Genomic DNA, 17675 nt, shown 5'->3' on the forward strand with positions numbered 1-17675 from the left:
AAAGAGAACATAGGTACGCCACCGGAATATATGCTATAATATGGGTTCGGGGGTGACATTTTTGGCAAAACGCAGAAGAAAAAAAAAGGGCCGTATTTGCCTCGGTCCTTAAATATGAAATTTATGGAATTATTTTGATGACACTCTCGGTGATTGCCCTATCCGGAGAGGCGCCGGTAGGACGCTCTTTATCCAAAATGTCCGGCTACGTGCTCGGTAAATACTATTTCGTAATTCCTTTAATCGGCATTTATTACGGTTTGATGGTCATGATCCACCGCAAATGGCCCAAACGCTGGAACAGCCGCCGTACGGGAATGCTGCTGCTTGTTTTGGCATTGACCTTAATGAGCACCATCAGCGGGCTGGAGCCGAAGCTAGCCCCGATAGGCCAGTTGACATCAGGCAATGTGCTGACCCAAATACATAGCGATTTGCAAAGCGAGCTTCTTCACGGAAAGATCGACGGTAACCATCCGGTCATGGGCAAGGATATCGGCGGCGGATATATCGGTGCGCTCCAATTCGCGCTGCTGCTCATGTTTTTCGGCGGAATCGGAGCTCGCCTGATTATGATTGTGATGCTGTTCATCAGCTTTATGTTAATAACGAACCTGTCCTATGTGGATTTAATGCGGATGCTACGGATCCGCATGGTCAAGGCCGGAGAGCATTTGCAGAAGAGAATGCGGGCGCGTCAGACCCGGACAAAGTCCTCATCGGCCGGCTCTTCCAAAAATAAACCTGTTAGCCTTCCTGCGGACGAGGATGATGAGGGCGATGACCTGGAGGATTTGGACAAGCCTTCAGCCGGTCTGAAAACACCGGTATTCTTTCAGCTTTTCGGAGGCAAAACCCCGAAATCCAAAAGAGAGGACACCCTGGCGCCTGAGGAGGCGCCATCCGATTTCGGCGGAGACGGCGAGGCCTTGTATCGGGATCATCATGCCGGAGATGAAATGATCGGCACCAATGAGCCGGATGAGAAAATATCTTCGTCATCCCACTCAACTTCGCCGATCATCCGGGATTTCTTCGAACAGGTAAGATACGAGGAAGTCCCGGACGACGAGGAACACAAGATAGACGAACCGGAAGAGACGCCTTTCGAGGCATTAGGCCGGAACAACACGGAGCCGGCTGAAGCCGGCGTCGCCGAGGCGAGCCGGTTACAGGCAGATCAAGCCTCCGATGGGACATCGTTGCAGTCCGATCTTGGCAGCGAAGGGGAGGAGGAAAAGGCTGCCGCGCCTCCTCCGCCTCCTCCGCCTCCTCCGAAGCCTTATAAGCTTCCGCCGTTCAGGCTTTTATCCAAGCCCAACAATGGCGGGAAGGCCGGAGATCAGAACGATTACATGCAGACTGCGCGAAAGCTTGAAGCAACGCTGGAAAGTTTTGGCGTTCGGGCTAAAGTACTGGAAGTCGTAAGGGGACCTTCCGTTACGCGGTACGAAATTCAGCCTGACATCGGCGTCAAGGTAAGCCGGATCGTAAGCCTTACGGATGACATAGCCCTGGCGCTTGCAGCCAAGGATATCCGGATGGAGGCTCCGATTCCAGGAAAATCGGCGATAGGGATTGAAGTGCCGAATAACGAAGTTTCAATCGTTACGATGCGTGAGGTCATGGAGACTCCCCTGTTTCAAGACGCGCAATCCAAGTTGTCCATCGCTTTCGGGCGGGATATTTCCGGACAGACCATTGTCGGCAATCTTGCCCGCATGCCCCACCTTCTTGTGGCGGGAGCTACCGGTTCCGGGAAGTCGGTATGCATTAACGGCATCATTACGAGCATTTTGTATAAAGCGAAGCCGGACGAGGTTAAATTTTTGATGGTCGACCCCAAAATGGTTGAACTTAACGTATACAACGGCATTCCCCATTTGATGGCTCCCGTTGTAACCGATCCGAAACGCGCTTCGCTTGCCCTGAAGAAAATCGTGGTTGAAATGGAAAAGAGGTACGAGCTGTTCTCCAAATCGGGTACCCGGAATATTGAGGGGTATAATACCCTGATGAAGGACAACCCTTCTGCTGTACTGCCGTATATTGTCGTCATCGTCGACGAGTTGGCGGATCTGATGATGGTGGCTGCCCATGATGTGGAAGAAGCCATCACCCGTCTCGCCCAAATGGCCCGTGCTGCCGGCATTCACTTGATTATTGCCACCCAGCGGCCTTCCGTTGACGTCATTACCGGCGTGATCAAGGCGAATATTCCTTCCCGGATAGCTTTTGGGGTATCCTCTCAGGTAGACTCGCGGACGATTTTGGACATGGCCGGAGCGGAAAAACTTCTGGGCAGGGGCGATATGCTGTTTATGCCGATGGGCTCCTCCAAGCCGGTTCGCGTTCAGGGAGCATTCATGAGCGACCAGGAAGTGGAGAACATCGTCAATTTCGTCCGCGATCAGGGACAGGCGGAGTATGATGAGTCCCTTGTACCCGAAGTCGAAGAATCCTCCTCCTCCGATGATGATACGCTGGATGAGCTGTATGATCAGGCCGTCACCATCATCCTGGAGGCGAAGCAAGCTTCGGTCTCCTTGCTCCAGCGCCGTATGCGCGTAGGGTATACGCGTGCCGCCCGTCTGATAGATTCGATGGAAGCAAGAGGCGTCATTGGGCCCTATGAAGGCAGCAAGCCCCGCGAGGTGCTGATGTCCATGGAGCAGTATCAGCAAAGCAGAATAAGCTCATAAATGGCAAAGGACCGCGGATAGCGGTCCTTTTGTTGTCCCGTTTTGGATTTTTCGCGAACGTCCTCTTATCTTCCCGCAAGATCTTACCCTCGAGTTCCAGCCTTGCTCACTCTTGTCGGCTGCTTAAAGGAAGTGCATAGGAAACAGGCCCGCTTGTCATAATAACGTTAGCGATCCTGTTAAACCACAAGAGAAAGGTAGAGCGCAGCATGAAAAACGCAAAGATCTGGCTACTGATCGGTGTCGTGGTTTTGTTAACGGCGGGGGTTATCTCAAAAGCAAAGGTCGCTCCGTCAACCGAAACCGCACCGCAAATCCGGGAAGCCTTACCAACGTTCAGTCAGGCTATTTTGAAATACGGATCCACCGGTGAGGATGTATACGAGCTGCAGGGAAGACTGAAACATCTGGGATTTTATCACGGGAAAATCGACAGCGTTTTTGGAACAAAAACGAAAAACGCCGTGAAATGGTTCCAATCCGAGTTCGGAATGAAGGTGGATGGCATTGTCGGGCCGAAGGTGAAGCTTCGCCTATATAATGCGACCAAAGATTGGCGGCCAACGGAACCGAAGCTTCACGAGCCCGGGAGAGGCACCACGGGTGCAGCGGGCAAAGGAAAACAAGGAGCCCAGCTGTCCTCCGCAAATACGATGGGACTGTCCGACAATGATCTCAAGATTATGGCAAACGCCGTTTTCGGCGAAGCCCGCGGCGAGCCGTTCGAAGGGCAAGTTGCGGTTGCCGCCGTTATATTGAATCGCGTCAAATCGCCGAGCTTTCCCAATACGCCAAACGGGGTCATTTTCCAGCCGCGGGCGTTTACGGCGGTAGCTGACGGTCAAATCTGGCTGGAACCGAACGAAACCGCCAAAAAAGCGGTTCTCCAGGCACTGAACGGCTGGGACCCGACGGGCGGATGCCTCTATTATTTTAACCCGAGGACCGCGACGTCCGAATGGATTTGGACCCGTCCTCAGGTGAAAACGATAGGACAGCATATCTTCTGTATGTAGCGGCGTGCAGGGAGCAACCGGGGTTTGTCTCCGGTTGCTTCTTCACTTTCCGATGGGTTAGAATGGAACTTAATTACGGGCTTTCGCAGTAACAATTCATGTGGTAAGGGAGTTTTGGACCTTGACGACGAAAACGGGATTTGAACACGGCCAGGCCGGCGGTATCCGGATTCACGTGCTGCCGACCCGCCGCTTCAAGACATTTGCAATCTCGCTCTATGCCGGCAGTCCTCTGGCCGAAGATACGGTTACGAGGACGGCTTTGATTCCGTTCGTTTTGCGGAGAGGCACCGTTTCCTATCCGGAAACCCGGGCTTTTCGGGAACGGCTTGAGCAGTTGTACGGGGCAGGTTTCGGTTTTGATGTGTATAAACGCGGGGATCATCAGATCGTCCATTTCCGGATGGATACGATTAACGATTCCTTTGTTAAAAGCAAGGAAAGTTTGCTGAAGTCGTCTTTTGCGTTTTTAGGCGAGGCTTTGACTTCGCCGGTACTTGAAAACGGAGTCTTCCGCGGCTCCTATGTACAGACGGAGCGGGACACGGTCCGCAAAAAGCTGGAAGCGATCGTCAACGATAAAATCCGTTATGCGGCGGAGCGCTGCATCGAGGTTATGTGCCGGAACGAGCCTTACCGGCTTCATCCGCTGGGGCAGCGCAAGGATTTGGACGGCATCACGCCGGAAAACCTTTACCAGTCGTACAAAAAATGGCTGGATGAGGCGGTTTTTGATCTGTATGTCGTCGGGGACACGAATCTGGAAGAAGTGAAGAACCTCGTTCTCGAGCACTTTTCCATGAACCGCGGCGCCGTTTCGGAATACGCGGCTTCGGTTGTGCGTTCGGAGGTATCGGAGCCTCAAACGGTCATCGAAAAGCTGGAGATCAATCAAGGCAAGTTGAACCTTGGTCTGCGCAGCGCGATCACCTATCGTGACGACGACTATGCGGCTGCATTGATGTATAACGGCATTCTGGGCGGCTATCCGCATTCCAAGCTGTTTATCAACGTACGGGAGAAGGCAAGCCTTGCTTATTACGCTTCCTCGCGTTATGACGGACATAAAGGGATTGCCACCATTCAGTCGGGGATCGAGATTCAAAATTACGAAAAAGCGGTCGATATTATCCGCAAACAGCTGGACGACATGGCTGCGGGCGTGATTTCGGAAACGGAAATGACGCAGACGAAGGCGATGATCCGCAACGTGGTCAAGGAAATGCAGGATTCGGCATTCGAGCTGATCGCTTATGATTTCAACCGGGTGATTTCCGGCAAGGAGCGTGCGGCCGATGAGCTACTTGAGCAGATAGAGCAGGTTTCCGCTGATGATGTGAAACGCGCTGCGGCCGCTTTTTCGCTGGATACGATTTATTTCCTGAAAGGCCAAAAGGAGGAATAGCCGGTGGAAAGCATACATTATGAGAACCTGCAGGAAACGCTGTACTATGAAGTGCTCGATAACGGACTACACGTTTATGTGCTGCCGAAGCCCGGTTTTCAAAAAACCTACGCCACCTTCGCGACCAAGTATGGTTCGGTTGACAATCATTTTCGGGTTGAGGGTCAGCCTGAGGTGCGGGTTCCCGACGGGATAGCACATTTTCTGGAGCACAAAATGTTTGAGGAGCCGGAAGGCGACGTTTTTGCCAAATTTGCATCGAATGGCGCGTCGGCGAACGCGTTTACGAGTTTTGACCAGACCGTTTACCTGTTCTCGGCAACGGATAATATTATGGCCAACCTTGAAACGCTGATTGATTTCGTGCAAAACCCGTATTTTACGGACCAGAACGTAGAGAAGGAAAAAGGGATCATCGGCCAGGAAATCAATATGTACCAGGATAATCCGGATTGGCGGGTTTACTTCGGTTTGATCGAAGCGATGTATAAGGTCCATCCGGTCCACATTGATATCGCGGGAACGGTGGAGTCGATCGGAACGATTACGAAGGAAGACCTGTACACATGTTACAATGCCTTCTACCACCCGAGCAACATGTTATTGTTCGTGGTAGGCGGCGTGAACCCCGAAGAGACGCTGACGATGGTACGGGAGAATCAGGCCCGTAAAACCTACGGAAAGCAGGGGGGCATCGACAGGCTGTTTGATCCGGAGCCGATGGAGGTTGCGGAGAAGCGCCGGGTAAGCAGGCTGGCGGTATCCCTTCCGAAGTGTCTGTTCGGTTTCAAAGAAAAGGAAACCGGATTGACGGGTGAAGACCAGCTTCGCCGCGATTTGACGACCAAGCTTATGCTGGATCTTTTGTTCGGATCAAGCACGGAGCTGTATCAGAAGCTGTACGATGAAGATTTGATTACCGACAATTTTTCCCACGAGTACAACAGTTCTCCGCAGTATGCATTTTCCGCAGCAGGCGGCGATACGAAAGATCCGGAGCGGATGCTCAGCCGGATTCGTGAGGAAGTCGATCGCCTGAAGGACAGCGGATTTCATCCCGCCGATTTTGAACGCGCACGGAAAAAGAAAATGGGCGGATACCTGCGCATGCTCAATTCCCCGGAGAATATCGCGCATGAATTTACCCGGTATCAATTTAGAGGCAGCAACCTGTTCTCCGTGCTGCCGGTTTACGAATCCATCACGCTGGAGGATGTGAACCGCCGGTTGCAGGAACATGTAGATTGGGATCAGCTGTCCGTATCCCTGGTGATGAGTCCGGAATGAGTGCAGCGGGAGAGGCGCTGAAGCCGATTGGGGAAATGACCGTCATGATCACCGGTGCCAGCCGGGGGATCGGAGCGGCTATTGCGGAACGTTTTGCCGCGGTAGGCATGAATATCGTGATCCATTACATGAATTCCCACGAAGCCGCCAACGAGGTTGCCCGCCGATGCATGGCGCTGGGTGCCAAGGTGATGACGGTTTCGGCCGATTTGAAAGATAAAGAGCAAATCTTGCGCATGAGGGAAAAGCTGCAAAACCACGACATGGAGCCCGATATATTGGTAAACAATGCGGGCATCTCCCATTACGGCCTTTTATCCGACGTGACGGAAGAGGAGTGGGATACGCTGATGTCCGTTAATCTCAAAGGAATGTTCCTTTGCACTCAAGCATTGATGGGCAAAATGGTCGGCCAAAGGTTTGGCCGGATCATTAACGTATCTTCCGTATGGGGATTGTCCGGCGCTTCGTGCGAAGTGCTGTATTCCGCCAGCAAGGGAGGCGTCAATGCGTTTACGAAGGCTCTTGCCAAGGAGCTTGCTCCTTCCGGCGTGACCGTAAATGCCGTCGCTCCGGGGGCCGTCGATACGTCCATGCTCGGACATCTGGAGCCGGATGAAATCCGAATGCTGGAAGAGGAGATACCGGCGGGAAGGCTGGCCCAACCGGACGAAATATCATCCCTGGTGTATTTTTTGGCTCTGCCGGAATCCGGCTATATTACGGGGCAGGTCATCAGTCCGAACGGCGGATGGGTCACCTGATCGACAAAACATGCGGTCAAAGCCCGATGTAAGGGATGGTTCTTTTCACCACACATAGCGATTGAGCTGCGGGGACATATTAGTATTGTTCATTTTAAATCTCAAATGCCAACAAAGCAGAGGAGGATTTAATCATGTCATCCGTACTCAAGAATTTTGATTCATGGAAACAGTTTCTTGGCGAGCGTGTGGTTCAAGCCGAGAAAGCGGGAATGAACGAGGATACGATTTCCCAGCTGGCTTATGAAATCGGCGATTTTCTGGATGAGAAAGTCGACCCTCAAAACCCGTCCAACCGCGCCCTTAAAGAACTGTGGGATGTAGGCAACGAGGAAGAGCGCCGCACGATTGCCCGCCTGATGGTAAAATTGGCTAAAAACAACGCATAGGTTCAAGTAGAAACGACTTCGTCGTTCTACCCAAAAGAAAAAGCCCCCTTTAGAGGGGGCTTTTTCTTGGGAGTGTTACACAGTTGTCCTTGCCTTTCATTTTCATTTTATATATCATTAACGTGACCCATTTTATAACCTTTTTTTTAGCCATGCCCGCCAGGGGCGGAAAATTGTCGAAGGTTAGTGGAATTAGATGTTCAATGAGGTGTCTTTCGTGGAAGTTAAACAATGGTATATGGAGTACAAGATACATAAAAACCGTCCCGGCTTGCTCGGCGATATTGCCTCCATGCTCGGCATGATGGAAGTCAATATTTTAACCATCAACGGGGTCGAGGGGCGGACGCGCGGCATGCTGCTGGAGACGGACGATGAAGAGAAAATCGCGCTGATGGGTAGAATGTTGAATAAAGTCGAAAATATAACCGTAACGGCCTTGAGGCCTCCGAAACTTGTCGATATCCTTGCGGTTCGCCATGGGCGATACATCGATCGGGATTCCGACGACCACAAGACGTTCAGATTTACGAGGGATGAGCTCGGTTTACTCGTTGATTTTTTGGGTGAATTGTTCAAAAGGGAAGGCAATCAGGTTATCGGACTTCGGGGAATGCCCCGCGTCGGCAAAACGGAATCGATCATTGCCGGCAGCGTATGCGCCATGAAGCGGTGGACGTTCGTTTCCTCGACGCTGCTGAGACAAACGATCCGCAGCCAGCTTTCCGAGGACGAGATGAACCCGGCCAACGTGTTCATCATCGACGGAATCGTCAGTACCATCCGTTCCAACGAGAAGCACTATAATCTCCTGCAGGAGATTATGTCCATGAACAGCACGAAAGTTATAGAGCATCCGGATATTTTTGTTCGGGAATCGGAATATTCTTACGATGATTTTGACATTTTGATCGAGCTGCGAAACAATCCGGGCGAAGAAATCGTTTATGATACATTCACCGGTTCGTACAGTGACGATTTGTAATAAGAACCGCAAATCCAAGAGGAGGTGATGGCATGTCCGAACTGGGACAACAATTGAGAGAAGCGCGTCTGCAGAAGGGAATGAGCCTGGATGACGTGCAGGAAATGACAAAAATACGGAAACGCTACCTGGAAGCCATCGAGGCAGGCGACTACAAGGTGCTTCCCGGAAGCTTTTATGTACGGGCATTCATCAAGACCTATGCGGAAGCGGTAGGCTTGAATCCGGATGAGCTGCTGGAGGGCCATCAACAGGATGTACCGAAACCGGAACCCGAGGCGACCATGGAGCCGGTCATTCAAAAGAGGGCCTCAAGGGCTGCCTCCGAGCGAAACATCAGCTGGCTTCCTACCGTGCTGATGTGGACCTTTCCAATCCTGATCGTCGTCGTTATCTATTTGTATGCGGTCAAATCCAACGACGCCGCACCGGATAAACCGACTCCGCCGCCGGCTCAGAACCAGACGGAGCCTACCGGACAAGGCGAGCAGACTCCTAGTCCGGGGGGAGCGCAAGGAGAAGGCGGAACGGATCCGGCCGGAGAAGGCGCGGACGAAACCGAAACCGACCCGGGTGCCGAAACGGGCGGCGAGGTTACCGATCCGGAGGAAGGGAATGCGGAGGAACAGCCGGGTCAGTTGACGATCACGGAGGACCGCAAGGAAGGCAAGAATACCGTGTACAAAATATCCGCTCCTCCCGGAACGCCGGTTAAAGTGGAAATCAAGGCATCCGGGACGAGTTGGGTTGAGGTTTACAGGGGGTATAATTCCACTGGCGAGAAACTTTCTTTCGGGATGATGAATGCCGGCGATTCGGTCAGTTTCGACCTGGACGGTCAGGGAATGTACGTGAAGTCCGGCTATTCGCCCGCAACCGAAATTAAGGTGGGCGGCCAGGTTATAAAGGACGGCAAAACGTCCTCGCGTATGCTGTTTGAACCGGTTCAAGCCGGAGAATAGTTTGCCCTGAACGAGGAAAGAGTAATAGCGGTATGCGAATGGGGCATGCCGCTATTTTTTATTTTTTGCGGGAAGGGAGGGTGAGGCGCCCATGACGACCAGTTGGATTGTAGTCGGACTGGGGATTATCGTCAGCCTTTTGGGCTACTATCTGATTCCGAATAACTGGGGGTACGGCATCCTCGGTTTCGGGCTCGCCCATATCATTCTAGGTATCCTCGACATGTTTCGCCAACCGGTGCGGAACGAACGCGGGAACCCATAACAGGAGATGGCTTCGCTTTCGCCGGCGCCCGGGTGAAAAGCGGAGTTTTTTCATTGGCGTTTTCAAGTGAATGTTATCAAGAATAAGGGCTTCTTTGTTCCAGATGGATTAGACTTCCGCCTTGCTTCCCCCTATAATAGAGGGGATAGACTGTTGCGAAAGGAAGGAATGCTAGAATGGCCTCTGAAAACTCATTTGATATTGTGTCCAAAATGGAAATGCAGGAGCTGAGCAATGCCATCAATCAAGCTGAGCGCGAGATCGAGAACCGTTTCGATTTCAAAGGCAGCAAAAGCAGCTTGAAGCTGGAGAAGGATGCGCTTGTCATTGTATCCGACGACGAGTACAAACTGAATTCGGTCATCGATATCCTGCAGACCAAAATGGTAAAACGCGGATTGTCGCTCAAAAACGTGGATTACGGCAAGATCGAGCCGGCCTCCATGGGTACGGTAAGGCAGCGTCTTTCGCTTAAACAAGGGATTGATCAGGAAAACGCGAAAAAAATCAACATCCTGATCCGCGATTCCAAGCTGAAAGTGAAAAGCCAGATTCAAGGCGATCAAATCCGGGTTACGGGCAAAAGCAAGGATGACCTTCAGGCGGTGATGCAGCTGCTCCTTAAAGCGGATCTGCCGCTGGATTTGCAATTCACCAACTTGAAATAAACCTTGGCCTCCCTTCGGACGGGTGGAGGGGGGCTTTGTCTTTTTGACATATAACGGGCCTGATATTATACTAAAAATCATCGAATATTAGAGGTTGTTCCAAAAGTCAAATTTTTGGTCAAGAAGCCGAAAATCCGGCTTTATTGGACACGAACTAATCACAGGGATGCGAAAGAAGATGATTGGGGTAAGCCGTAAGCATGAAGCGTCAATCGCTTATCTTCTTCAGGTACATAACACTCAACAACTTGATGTTTCGGAACCGGCCGGGAATATCGGCCGCGTTTGTCAAACAACCCCATTATAGGGAGGCTGCTTCATGAATTTGCCTAATCGCATAACGTTGGCCCGAATCTGCTTGATACCCGTTATGATGATTTTTTTGCTGGTGGATTTCGGGTTTTACCCCGAACCGCTTGTATGGAATGATTTCGTACTTCCTTACAATCAATTGATCGCTGCCCTGATATTTATTTTGGCGGCGAGCACCGATGGGATCGACGGGTATTTGGCCCGCAAAAACAACATGGTAACCAATCTCGGCAAACTGCTCGATCCGCTAGCGGATAAACTGCTCGTTGCTGCCGTTCTGATTTCCCTTGTAGAGATGGGGAAGGTGGAGTCATGGATTGTCGTGGTCATTATCAGCCGCGAATTTGCCGTAACGGGCCTGCGCCAGATCGCCTTGTTGGACGGGGCCGTGGTTGCCGCAGGAAATTCGGGAAAATTAAAGACGGTCATTCAAATCGTTGCGATCGTTGCACTGCTCATCAATAACTTCCCGTTCGTGTTTTTCGGCATTCCGTTCGACCAGATCGCGATCTGGGCGGCGGCGCTCATTACGATCTATTCGGGGGCGGAATATTTTGTGAGAAATAAACATCTTCTGAGCGGAGCCGGAGCATGACAGCAATAGGAGAAATCCTATTGCTTTTTTCTTCCATTTTTTAATGAAGCCGTCTCAGGGGTAATAATTCTATTGTAAAGAGTCAGATACGGGAGGTCGTCTGAATGAAAGCAGAAATTATCGCGGTAGGAACCGAGCTGCTGCTCGGCCAAATCGTAAATACCAACGCGCAATACTTATCCCGGGAGCTGGCCGGAATGGGCATCGACGTTTATTATCAAACGGTGGTGGGCGACAACCTGGGGCGCATCAAGGATGCGCTTAAGTTGTCCAGTACCCGAGCGGACATCGTGGTTCTTACCGGCGGCCTGGGTCCGACCCAGGATGACCTGACGAAAGACGCCGTTGCCGAATTCATAGGCACCTCGCTGCATATCGACCGGATGGCGATGGACAATATCGACCGTTTCTTTATGGACCGGGGAATCAAAATGACGGAAAACAACAAGCGCCAGGCCCTTGCCATCGACGGCGGAACGCCGCTTCCGAACGAAACGGGACTGGCTGTGGGAAATGCGGTGACCCATGAAGAGACGCATTATATTTTGCTCCCGGGTCCTCCCAAGGAACTGATTCCGATGTTTGAGCGGCAGGCCAAGCCGTGGCTGATGCAGCACGTGCTCACGGAGGAGCTGTCGATTTATTCCAAAATGCTTAAATTTGCGGGAATCGGCGAATCCGCGCTGGATGACAGGCTTTCCGACCTGATTACGGGGCAAAGCGATCCCACCATCGCCCTGTATGCCAAAGAAGGCGAAGTGACGGTAAGGATTTCGACCAAGGCTTCAAGCGAAGCGGAAGCGATGAAAAAGCTTGATCGGCTCGAGGAGAAAATCAAAAGTTTAGCCCCTGAACATTTTTACGCAAACGAGGATGTTCCGATCGAAAAAAGTCATCGTGGACATGATGGCCGATCGCGGCCGGACCCTCAGCGCGGCGGAGAGCTGCACGGGCGGCCTTGTCATGGAAAGCCTTACGTCGATCCCCGGAAGCGCAACCATGCTGCTTGGAGGAATCGTATGCTACACGAATCAGATCAAGCACAAGCTCGTTCATGTGCCGAAACAGCTGCTTGAAGGAGACGATGCTCCGGGTGCTGTTTCCGCCGAAGTGGCACAGGTGCTGGCCGAGCAGATCCGAATGGTTACGGACAGCGACTTCGGGCTTTCCGTGACCGGCGTGGCGGGCCCGGGGTATGCCGAACGCAAGCCCGTCGGTCTTGTCTATATCGGAATCGCGGAGCGTGGAAAGGAAACCGAAGTTCACGAGCTTGCATTAAAAGGAAACCGCGAAACCATCCGGATTCGTGCGGCCAAGGCGCTCCTGTACCGTTTATGGCGAAGGCTGACGGATGTTTAGGCCAGTAAAAAATTAACAGCAGGGTTGTTTCCCGTGCGGCCGGGGAGTATAATCTAGATACGGAAGAACCCGTGGCATATCAGATGATTAGCCGCGGTTTTTGCCTTTTTGGGCGATGGCGCGGTTATAACCGAGGAGGGATGGCCCGCCAAAAAAAACGAATGTATGTTCGAAAAAAAGCTTGGCAAACGTGTGAAAACGAGGTATTATTATACTATCAACAGTTGAAGGGTTGTGAATGAATTGTCAGATCGTCGTGCTGCGCTGGAGATGGCGCTTCGTCAGATAGAGAAACAGTTCGGTAAAGGTTCGATTATGAAACTGGGTGAATCAACCCATATGCAAGTCGAGATCGTGCCAAGCGGATCCTTGGCATTGGATATAGCGTTAGGAACAGGCGGTCTCCCTAGAGGCCGGATTATTGAAGTGTACGGTCCGGAATCTTCGGGTAAAACGACGGTCGCGCTTCATGCTATCGCAGAAGTGCAAAAAATCGGCGGACAAGCCGCGTTTATCGATGCGGAGCACGCGCTTGATCCTGCCTATGCCAATAAATTGGGCGTCAACATCGACGAGCTTCTTCTGTCCCAGCCGGACACGGGTGAACAGGCTCTGGAAATCGCCGAGGCGCTTGTGCGCAGCGGAGCCGTCGACATCATTGTTATCGACTCGGTAGCCGCGCTCGTTCCGAAAGCGGAGATTGAGGGCGACATGGGTGATTCGCACGTAGGCTTGCAGGCACGTCTGATGTCTCAGGCTCTCCGGAAGCTGTCCGGTGCGATCAGCAAATCGAAAACCATCGCCATCTTCATCAACCAGCTTCGCGAGAAGGTTGGCGTCATGTTCGGCAACCCGGAAACGACGCCGGGCGGTCGCGCTTTGAAATTCTACTCTACGGTTCGCTTGGACGTTCGCCGCGTAGAGAGCATCAAGATGGGGAATGACGTGGTTGGTAACCGTACCCGTATCAAGGTAGTTAAGAATAAAGTTGCCCCTCCTTTTAAGCAAGCGGAGATTGATATTATGTACGGTGAAGGCATTTCGAAGGAAGGCAGCCTGATCGATATCGGAACCGAGCAGGATATCGTGGATAAGAGCGGCGCATGGTATTCGTTCGCAGGCGACCGTTTGGGACAAGGCCGGGAAAATGCCAAACAGTTCCTGAAAGAGCATCCGGAAATTGCCGATATCATTGAGAATAAAATTCGTGAGGCCAGCAATTTGACCACGAACGTTCCGGTTCAAAACGAAAGCGAAAAGGCCCAGGAAGAAATGGAAGAACAGGAATTGTTTAAAGTAGAATAATTAAAGCCGCCTTTGTTTGCGGTGTCTGAGGGACCGCCGTGTGTTATCCAAACACGTGGCGGTCCCTTTATGTGGGAAGTATGGCTTTCAACTGCCGGACGTTTTACGGGATTAAGAAAGGGGGAGGGAATCCTATGAAGGAAAAGTCAAAGTATGATGCGCCGGAGGAGGACTCATCCGGGGGGACAGGCGTCTCTCACTTTCCAGATCATGAGGAATTGGTGATCACATCCGTGGAAATGTTGAGGAAACCGAAACACCGCTACTTGATCAGCTTCGGTCCTTATACCATGACGGTTCATGAAGATGTCATGATAAAATACCGGATGATGAAAGGGTATTCTTTTCGAAAAGAGGAACTTGAAGAGATTGTTATTGCGGATGAACGGCAGCAAGCTTATGTGGAAGCTCTTCGCTTCTTGGAACGAAAACCGCGGACAGCCAAAGAAATTTCGGTGCGCCTGCAGCAGAAGGGGATGACTGAAGGCGGTATCGAGAAGACGGTTCGACGTCTGCAGCGGGAGGGGCTTGTGGATGACGGATTGTACGCCAGGCAGTGGACGGAGCAGCGGATAACGAGACAGAAGAAGGGACGGATGTGGATCCGCCAGGAACTGAGACAGAAAGGGATCGGAGCCGAGACGATTGCCGAAGCGTTAAGCGAAGTGAATGAAGAAGCTGAACTGGCCAGCTGTTACGATATCGGCAAGAAGAAGTGGGTTCAGACCCAAGGTGAAGTTTTGGAGCGGAAACGCAAGACGGGGGCTTTTTTTAATGCGGAGAGGTTTTACGGGGGAACAGGTGCGGAAGGTGATCAACCGGCTGGTCATGGAGGACGACGAGGCGGGTGAAGCGTTTGAGGAGCCGGAAATGTTTGATTAACCGGATCCCGCGGCTTTTAGCAAAATCCGCGATTCCGGGCGAATATGGGCATTAACCATTGCTTTCCCTTGACAATATCTTTTCATAAATACTAAAATGATAATGAATCTTTATCAATAAAAGGATGCCTTTTTCCTTCCAAAAAAGTTACCTTTTTGAAAGATTCGGATTCGCCAATTCATAATGAAATGTAATCCGCCGGAGTCGGCGGGCTTTGCGTATGCGAAACCGTGCGCAGTGGGACGGCAGTCAGTCTGCCGGGATTTTATGTATGAATGATGTAAAGAAACATGACAACTGCACATTCCCAAGGAATGCCTTGGAGGAACCAACGAGGAGGTGAACAGATGGAATCTTGGATCTGGATCATAATCGTTCTCGTTGTAGCCGCTATATTCTTTGGGTTCGGTTATTTTATTCGCAAATCCCTTGCAGAAGCTAAAATTTCCAGCGCGGAGCATGCCGCACTTCAAATCGTGGAAAACGCGAAGAAGGAAGCGGAGGCGCTGAAGAAAGAAACGGTTCTCGAAGCTAAGGATGAAGTCCATAAAATTCGGGCCGAAGCTGAAAAAGACACTCGTGAACGTCGGAATGAAATTCAACGACAGGAACGGAGATTGTTGCAAAAGGAAGAGTCGCTGGATAAAAAAATTGGAATCTTTGGAACGTAAAGAAGAACAAGTGGCGAACAAAGAGAAACGAATTGAAGAAACCCAGCAACAGATCGATTTGATTTACAAGAATCAGGTGGCAGAGCTGGAGCGGATCTCCAATCTGACCATGGAAGATGCACGAAGCATTATTCTCAGCAACGTAGAGCAGGAAGTTCGCCACGAAACCGCGCAGATGATCAAGGAAATCGAGCAGCAGGCAAAGGAAGAGGCCGACAAGAAGTCGCGTGAAATCATCACGCTTGCCATCCAGCGCTGTGCAGCCGATCATGTAGCGGAAACAACGGTTTCCGTCGTCACTCTGCCGAACGAAGAAATGAAGGGCCGGATTATCGGCCGCGAAGGCCGCAACATCCGCGCGCTTGAAACCCTTACAGGGATCGACCTCATTATCGATGATACTCCGGAAGCGGTTATTCTGTCGGGCTTTGATCCGATTCGCCGCGAAATTGCCCGTACGGCACTGGAAAAACTGGTTGCAGACGGTCGGATTCATCCGGCGCGCATCGAAGAAATGGTGGAAAAATCCCGTAAGGAAGTGGACGAACGGATTCGGGAGTACGGGGAACAGGCTACCTTCGAGGTTGGCGTTCACGGACTGCATCCGGATTTGATCAAGATTTTGGGACGTTTGAAGTTCCGTACAAGTTATGGTCAGAATGTGCTCAAGCACTCCATGGAAGTCGCTTATCTGACCGGCCTCATGGCCGGAGAGCTTGGCGAAGACATCACATTGGCGAAACGTGCCGGACTGTTGCATGACATCGGTAAGGCGCTGGATCATGAAGTGGAAGGGTCGCACGTTGAAATCGGCGTGGAGCTGGCGAAGAAGTACAAAGAACATCCGGTGGTTATAAACAGTATTGCTTCTCACCACGGAGACTGCGAAGCCACATCGGTTATTGCAATGCTCGTCGGGGCGGCGGACGCCTTGTCGGCAGCGAGACCGGGAGCCCGCAGAGAAACGCTGGAAACTTATATCAAGCGTCTTGAGAAGCTGGAAGCCATCACCGAATCATTTGAAGGCGTGGAGAAATCCTATGCCATCCAAGCCGGACGCGAAGTCCGCGTAATGGTACAACCTGAGAAGATCGATGATGCCGAGGCTTTCCGCTTGGCGCGTGACATTACGAAGAAGATTGAAAATGAACTGGATTATCCCGGTCATATCAAGGTCACCGTCATCCGTGAAACTCGAGCGGTTGATTACGCAAAATAAGGTTTATGATCATCTAAAGTGGCCGATTTCCGGCCACTTTTGTTCTTTCCTGAACGATAAGAGCGCAGCTAAACAGAGGAGTGGATTGGCATCAACGTTTTATTCATCGGCGATATTGTAGGCAGTACGGGAAGAAAGGCTCTTCGGGCCTCCCTCCCCGAGTTGAAATCCAAATATAACCCCCATATCATTATCGCAAACGGCGAGAATGCCGCATCCGGCAGAGGAATTACGGCGGCGATCGCGCATGAGTTTTTTAATTGGGGCGTCCATGGGCTTACGATGGGCAATCATACCTGGGACAACCGCGATATTTTTGAATTTATCGATGACGAAACGCGAATGGTCCGTCCCGCGAACTTTCCTCCCGGAACACCGGGCCGGGGGCATACAGTCATCAAAGCCAACGGAAAAGAGCTGGCCATCGTCAATTTGCAGGGCCGCACCTTTTTGCCGGCCATTGACTGTCCCTTCCGCGCAGCGGATGAGATTGTGGATGAGCTTCGTAAAAAACACAAGCACATTCTGGTCGATTTTCATGCGGAAGCCACTTCGGAAAAAATCGCCATGGGCTGGCATTTGGACGGACGCGCTTCCATGGTCGTGGGTACGCATACCCATGTCCAGAGCAACGATGACACGATTTTGCCGAACGGGACAGCCTATATAACGGACACGGGCATGGTGGGTTCCAAAGAAGGAATCCTCGGGATGCAGCGTAAAGGCGTACTGTATAAATTTAAAACCCAACTTCCGTCCCGCTTTCAGGTGGATGAAGGAAAATGGCATTTTCATGCGGTATTTGCACAGCTGGACGATACGACAGGAAAAGCGAAAAAAATCGAAAAAATTCGTCTCTATGAAGATGAATGGCGAATGGATTAAAAAA

The 17675-nt window shown here is 51.5% G+C and carries 14 protein-coding genes and 2 pseudogenes; all 16 read left to right on the forward strand.

The annotated features are described in order from the left end of the window. Positions 1–119: 119 nt before the first annotated feature. The 16 genes and pseudogenes from XI25_RS13360 to XI25_RS13430 all read left to right on the forward strand — a co-directional run bounded on the left by XI25_RS13360 (position 120) and on the right by XI25_RS13430 (position 17671). Positions 120–2702, forward strand: coding sequence for an FtsK/SpoIIIE family DNA translocase (locus XI25_RS13360; protein WP_046679044.1), 2583 nt, complete (start codon positions 120–122; stop codon positions 2700–2702). A gap of 209 nt (positions 2703–2911) precedes the next feature. After that, complete coding sequence (gene sleB, locus XI25_RS13365) at positions 2912–3718, forward strand: spore cortex-lytic enzyme (RefSeq protein ID WP_046679045.1); 807 nt, start codon at positions 2912–2914, stop codon at positions 3716–3718. A 121-nt stretch (positions 3719–3839) separates the two neighbouring features. Next, the gene (gene yfmF / locus XI25_RS13370; protein WP_046679046.1) at positions 3840–5123 is read left to right on the forward strand and encodes an EF-P 5-aminopentanol modification-associated protein YfmF; all 1284 of its coding nucleotides are present in this window, start codon (positions 3840–3842) and stop codon (positions 5121–5123) included. Between the two features lie 3 nt (positions 5124–5126). Next, complete coding sequence (gene yfmH, locus XI25_RS13375; RefSeq protein ID WP_046679047.1) at positions 5127–6410, forward strand: EF-P 5-aminopentanol modification-associated protein YfmH; 1284 nt, start codon at positions 5127–5129, stop codon at positions 6408–6410. Then, positions 6407–7174: an elongation factor P 5-aminopentanone reductase gene (ymfI, locus tag XI25_RS13380; RefSeq protein ID WP_046679048.1), complete on the forward strand. Its 768-nt coding sequence runs from the start codon at positions 6407–6409 to the stop codon at positions 7172–7174. Before yfmH ends, ymfI begins: the two co-directional genes overlap by 4 nt. A gap of 134 nt (positions 7175–7308) precedes the next feature. Beyond that, a complete protein-coding gene (locus tag XI25_RS13385) occupies positions 7309–7563 on the forward strand; it encodes a DUF3243 domain-containing protein (protein WP_046679049.1) in 255 nt (84 codons plus the stop codon). Between the two features lie 217 nt (positions 7564–7780). Continuing rightward, positions 7781–8548 carry a DUF3388 domain-containing protein gene (locus XI25_RS13390; RefSeq protein ID WP_046679170.1) on the forward strand — a complete coding sequence of 256 codons (768 nt, stop codon included), beginning with the start codon at positions 7781–7783 and terminating at the stop codon, positions 8546–8548. 32 nt (positions 8549–8580) lie between these two features. Beyond that, positions 8581–9510 carry a helix-turn-helix domain-containing protein gene (locus XI25_RS13395; RefSeq protein WP_046679050.1) on the forward strand — a complete coding sequence of 310 codons (930 nt, stop codon included), beginning with the start codon at positions 8581–8583 and terminating at the stop codon, positions 9508–9510. A gap of 91 nt (positions 9511–9601) precedes the next feature. Beyond that, positions 9602–9775, forward strand: coding sequence for a hypothetical protein (locus XI25_RS33710; RefSeq protein WP_200901422.1), 174 nt, complete (start codon positions 9602–9604; stop codon positions 9773–9775). Between the two features lie 176 nt (positions 9776–9951). Next, positions 9952–10443, forward strand: coding sequence for a YajQ family cyclic di-GMP-binding protein (locus tag XI25_RS13400; protein ID WP_046679051.1), 492 nt, complete (start codon positions 9952–9954; stop codon positions 10441–10443). A gap of 319 nt (positions 10444–10762) precedes the next feature. Then, positions 10763–11350 (forward strand): CDP-diacylglycerol--glycerol-3-phosphate 3-phosphatidyltransferase, encoded by a 588-nt coding sequence (gene pgsA / locus XI25_RS13405; RefSeq protein WP_046679052.1) that lies wholly within the window; start codon positions 10763–10765, stop codon positions 11348–11350. A 104-nt stretch (positions 11351–11454) separates the two neighbouring features. Next, positions 11455–12709: pseudogene (locus XI25_RS13410) on the forward strand (competence/damage-inducible protein A). A 243-nt stretch (positions 12710–12952) separates the two neighbouring features. Further along, positions 12953–14014 (forward strand): recombinase RecA, encoded by a 1062-nt coding sequence (gene recA / locus XI25_RS13415; RefSeq protein ID WP_046679053.1) that lies wholly within the window; start codon positions 12953–12955, stop codon positions 14012–14014. A 134-nt stretch (positions 14015–14148) separates the two neighbouring features. Beyond that, positions 14149–14865 (forward strand): regulatory protein RecX, encoded by a 717-nt coding sequence (locus XI25_RS13420; protein WP_327204780.1) that lies wholly within the window; start codon positions 14149–14151, stop codon positions 14863–14865. 378 nt (positions 14866–15243) lie between these two features. Beyond that, positions 15244–16786 (forward strand): annotated as a pseudogene (gene rny, locus XI25_RS13425) (ribonuclease Y). Positions 16787–16876: 90 nt separating this feature from the next. Further along, positions 16877–17671 carry a TIGR00282 family metallophosphoesterase gene (locus XI25_RS13430; protein ID WP_152669128.1) on the forward strand — a complete coding sequence of 265 codons (795 nt, stop codon included), beginning with the start codon at positions 16877–16879 and terminating at the stop codon, positions 17669–17671. Positions 17672–17675: the final 4 nt, after the last annotated feature.

The sequence above is a fragment of the Paenibacillus sp. DMB20 genome (assembly GCF_000987955.1).
GTDB lineage: Bacteria > Bacillota > Bacilli > Paenibacillales > Paenibacillaceae > Paenibacillus_AQ.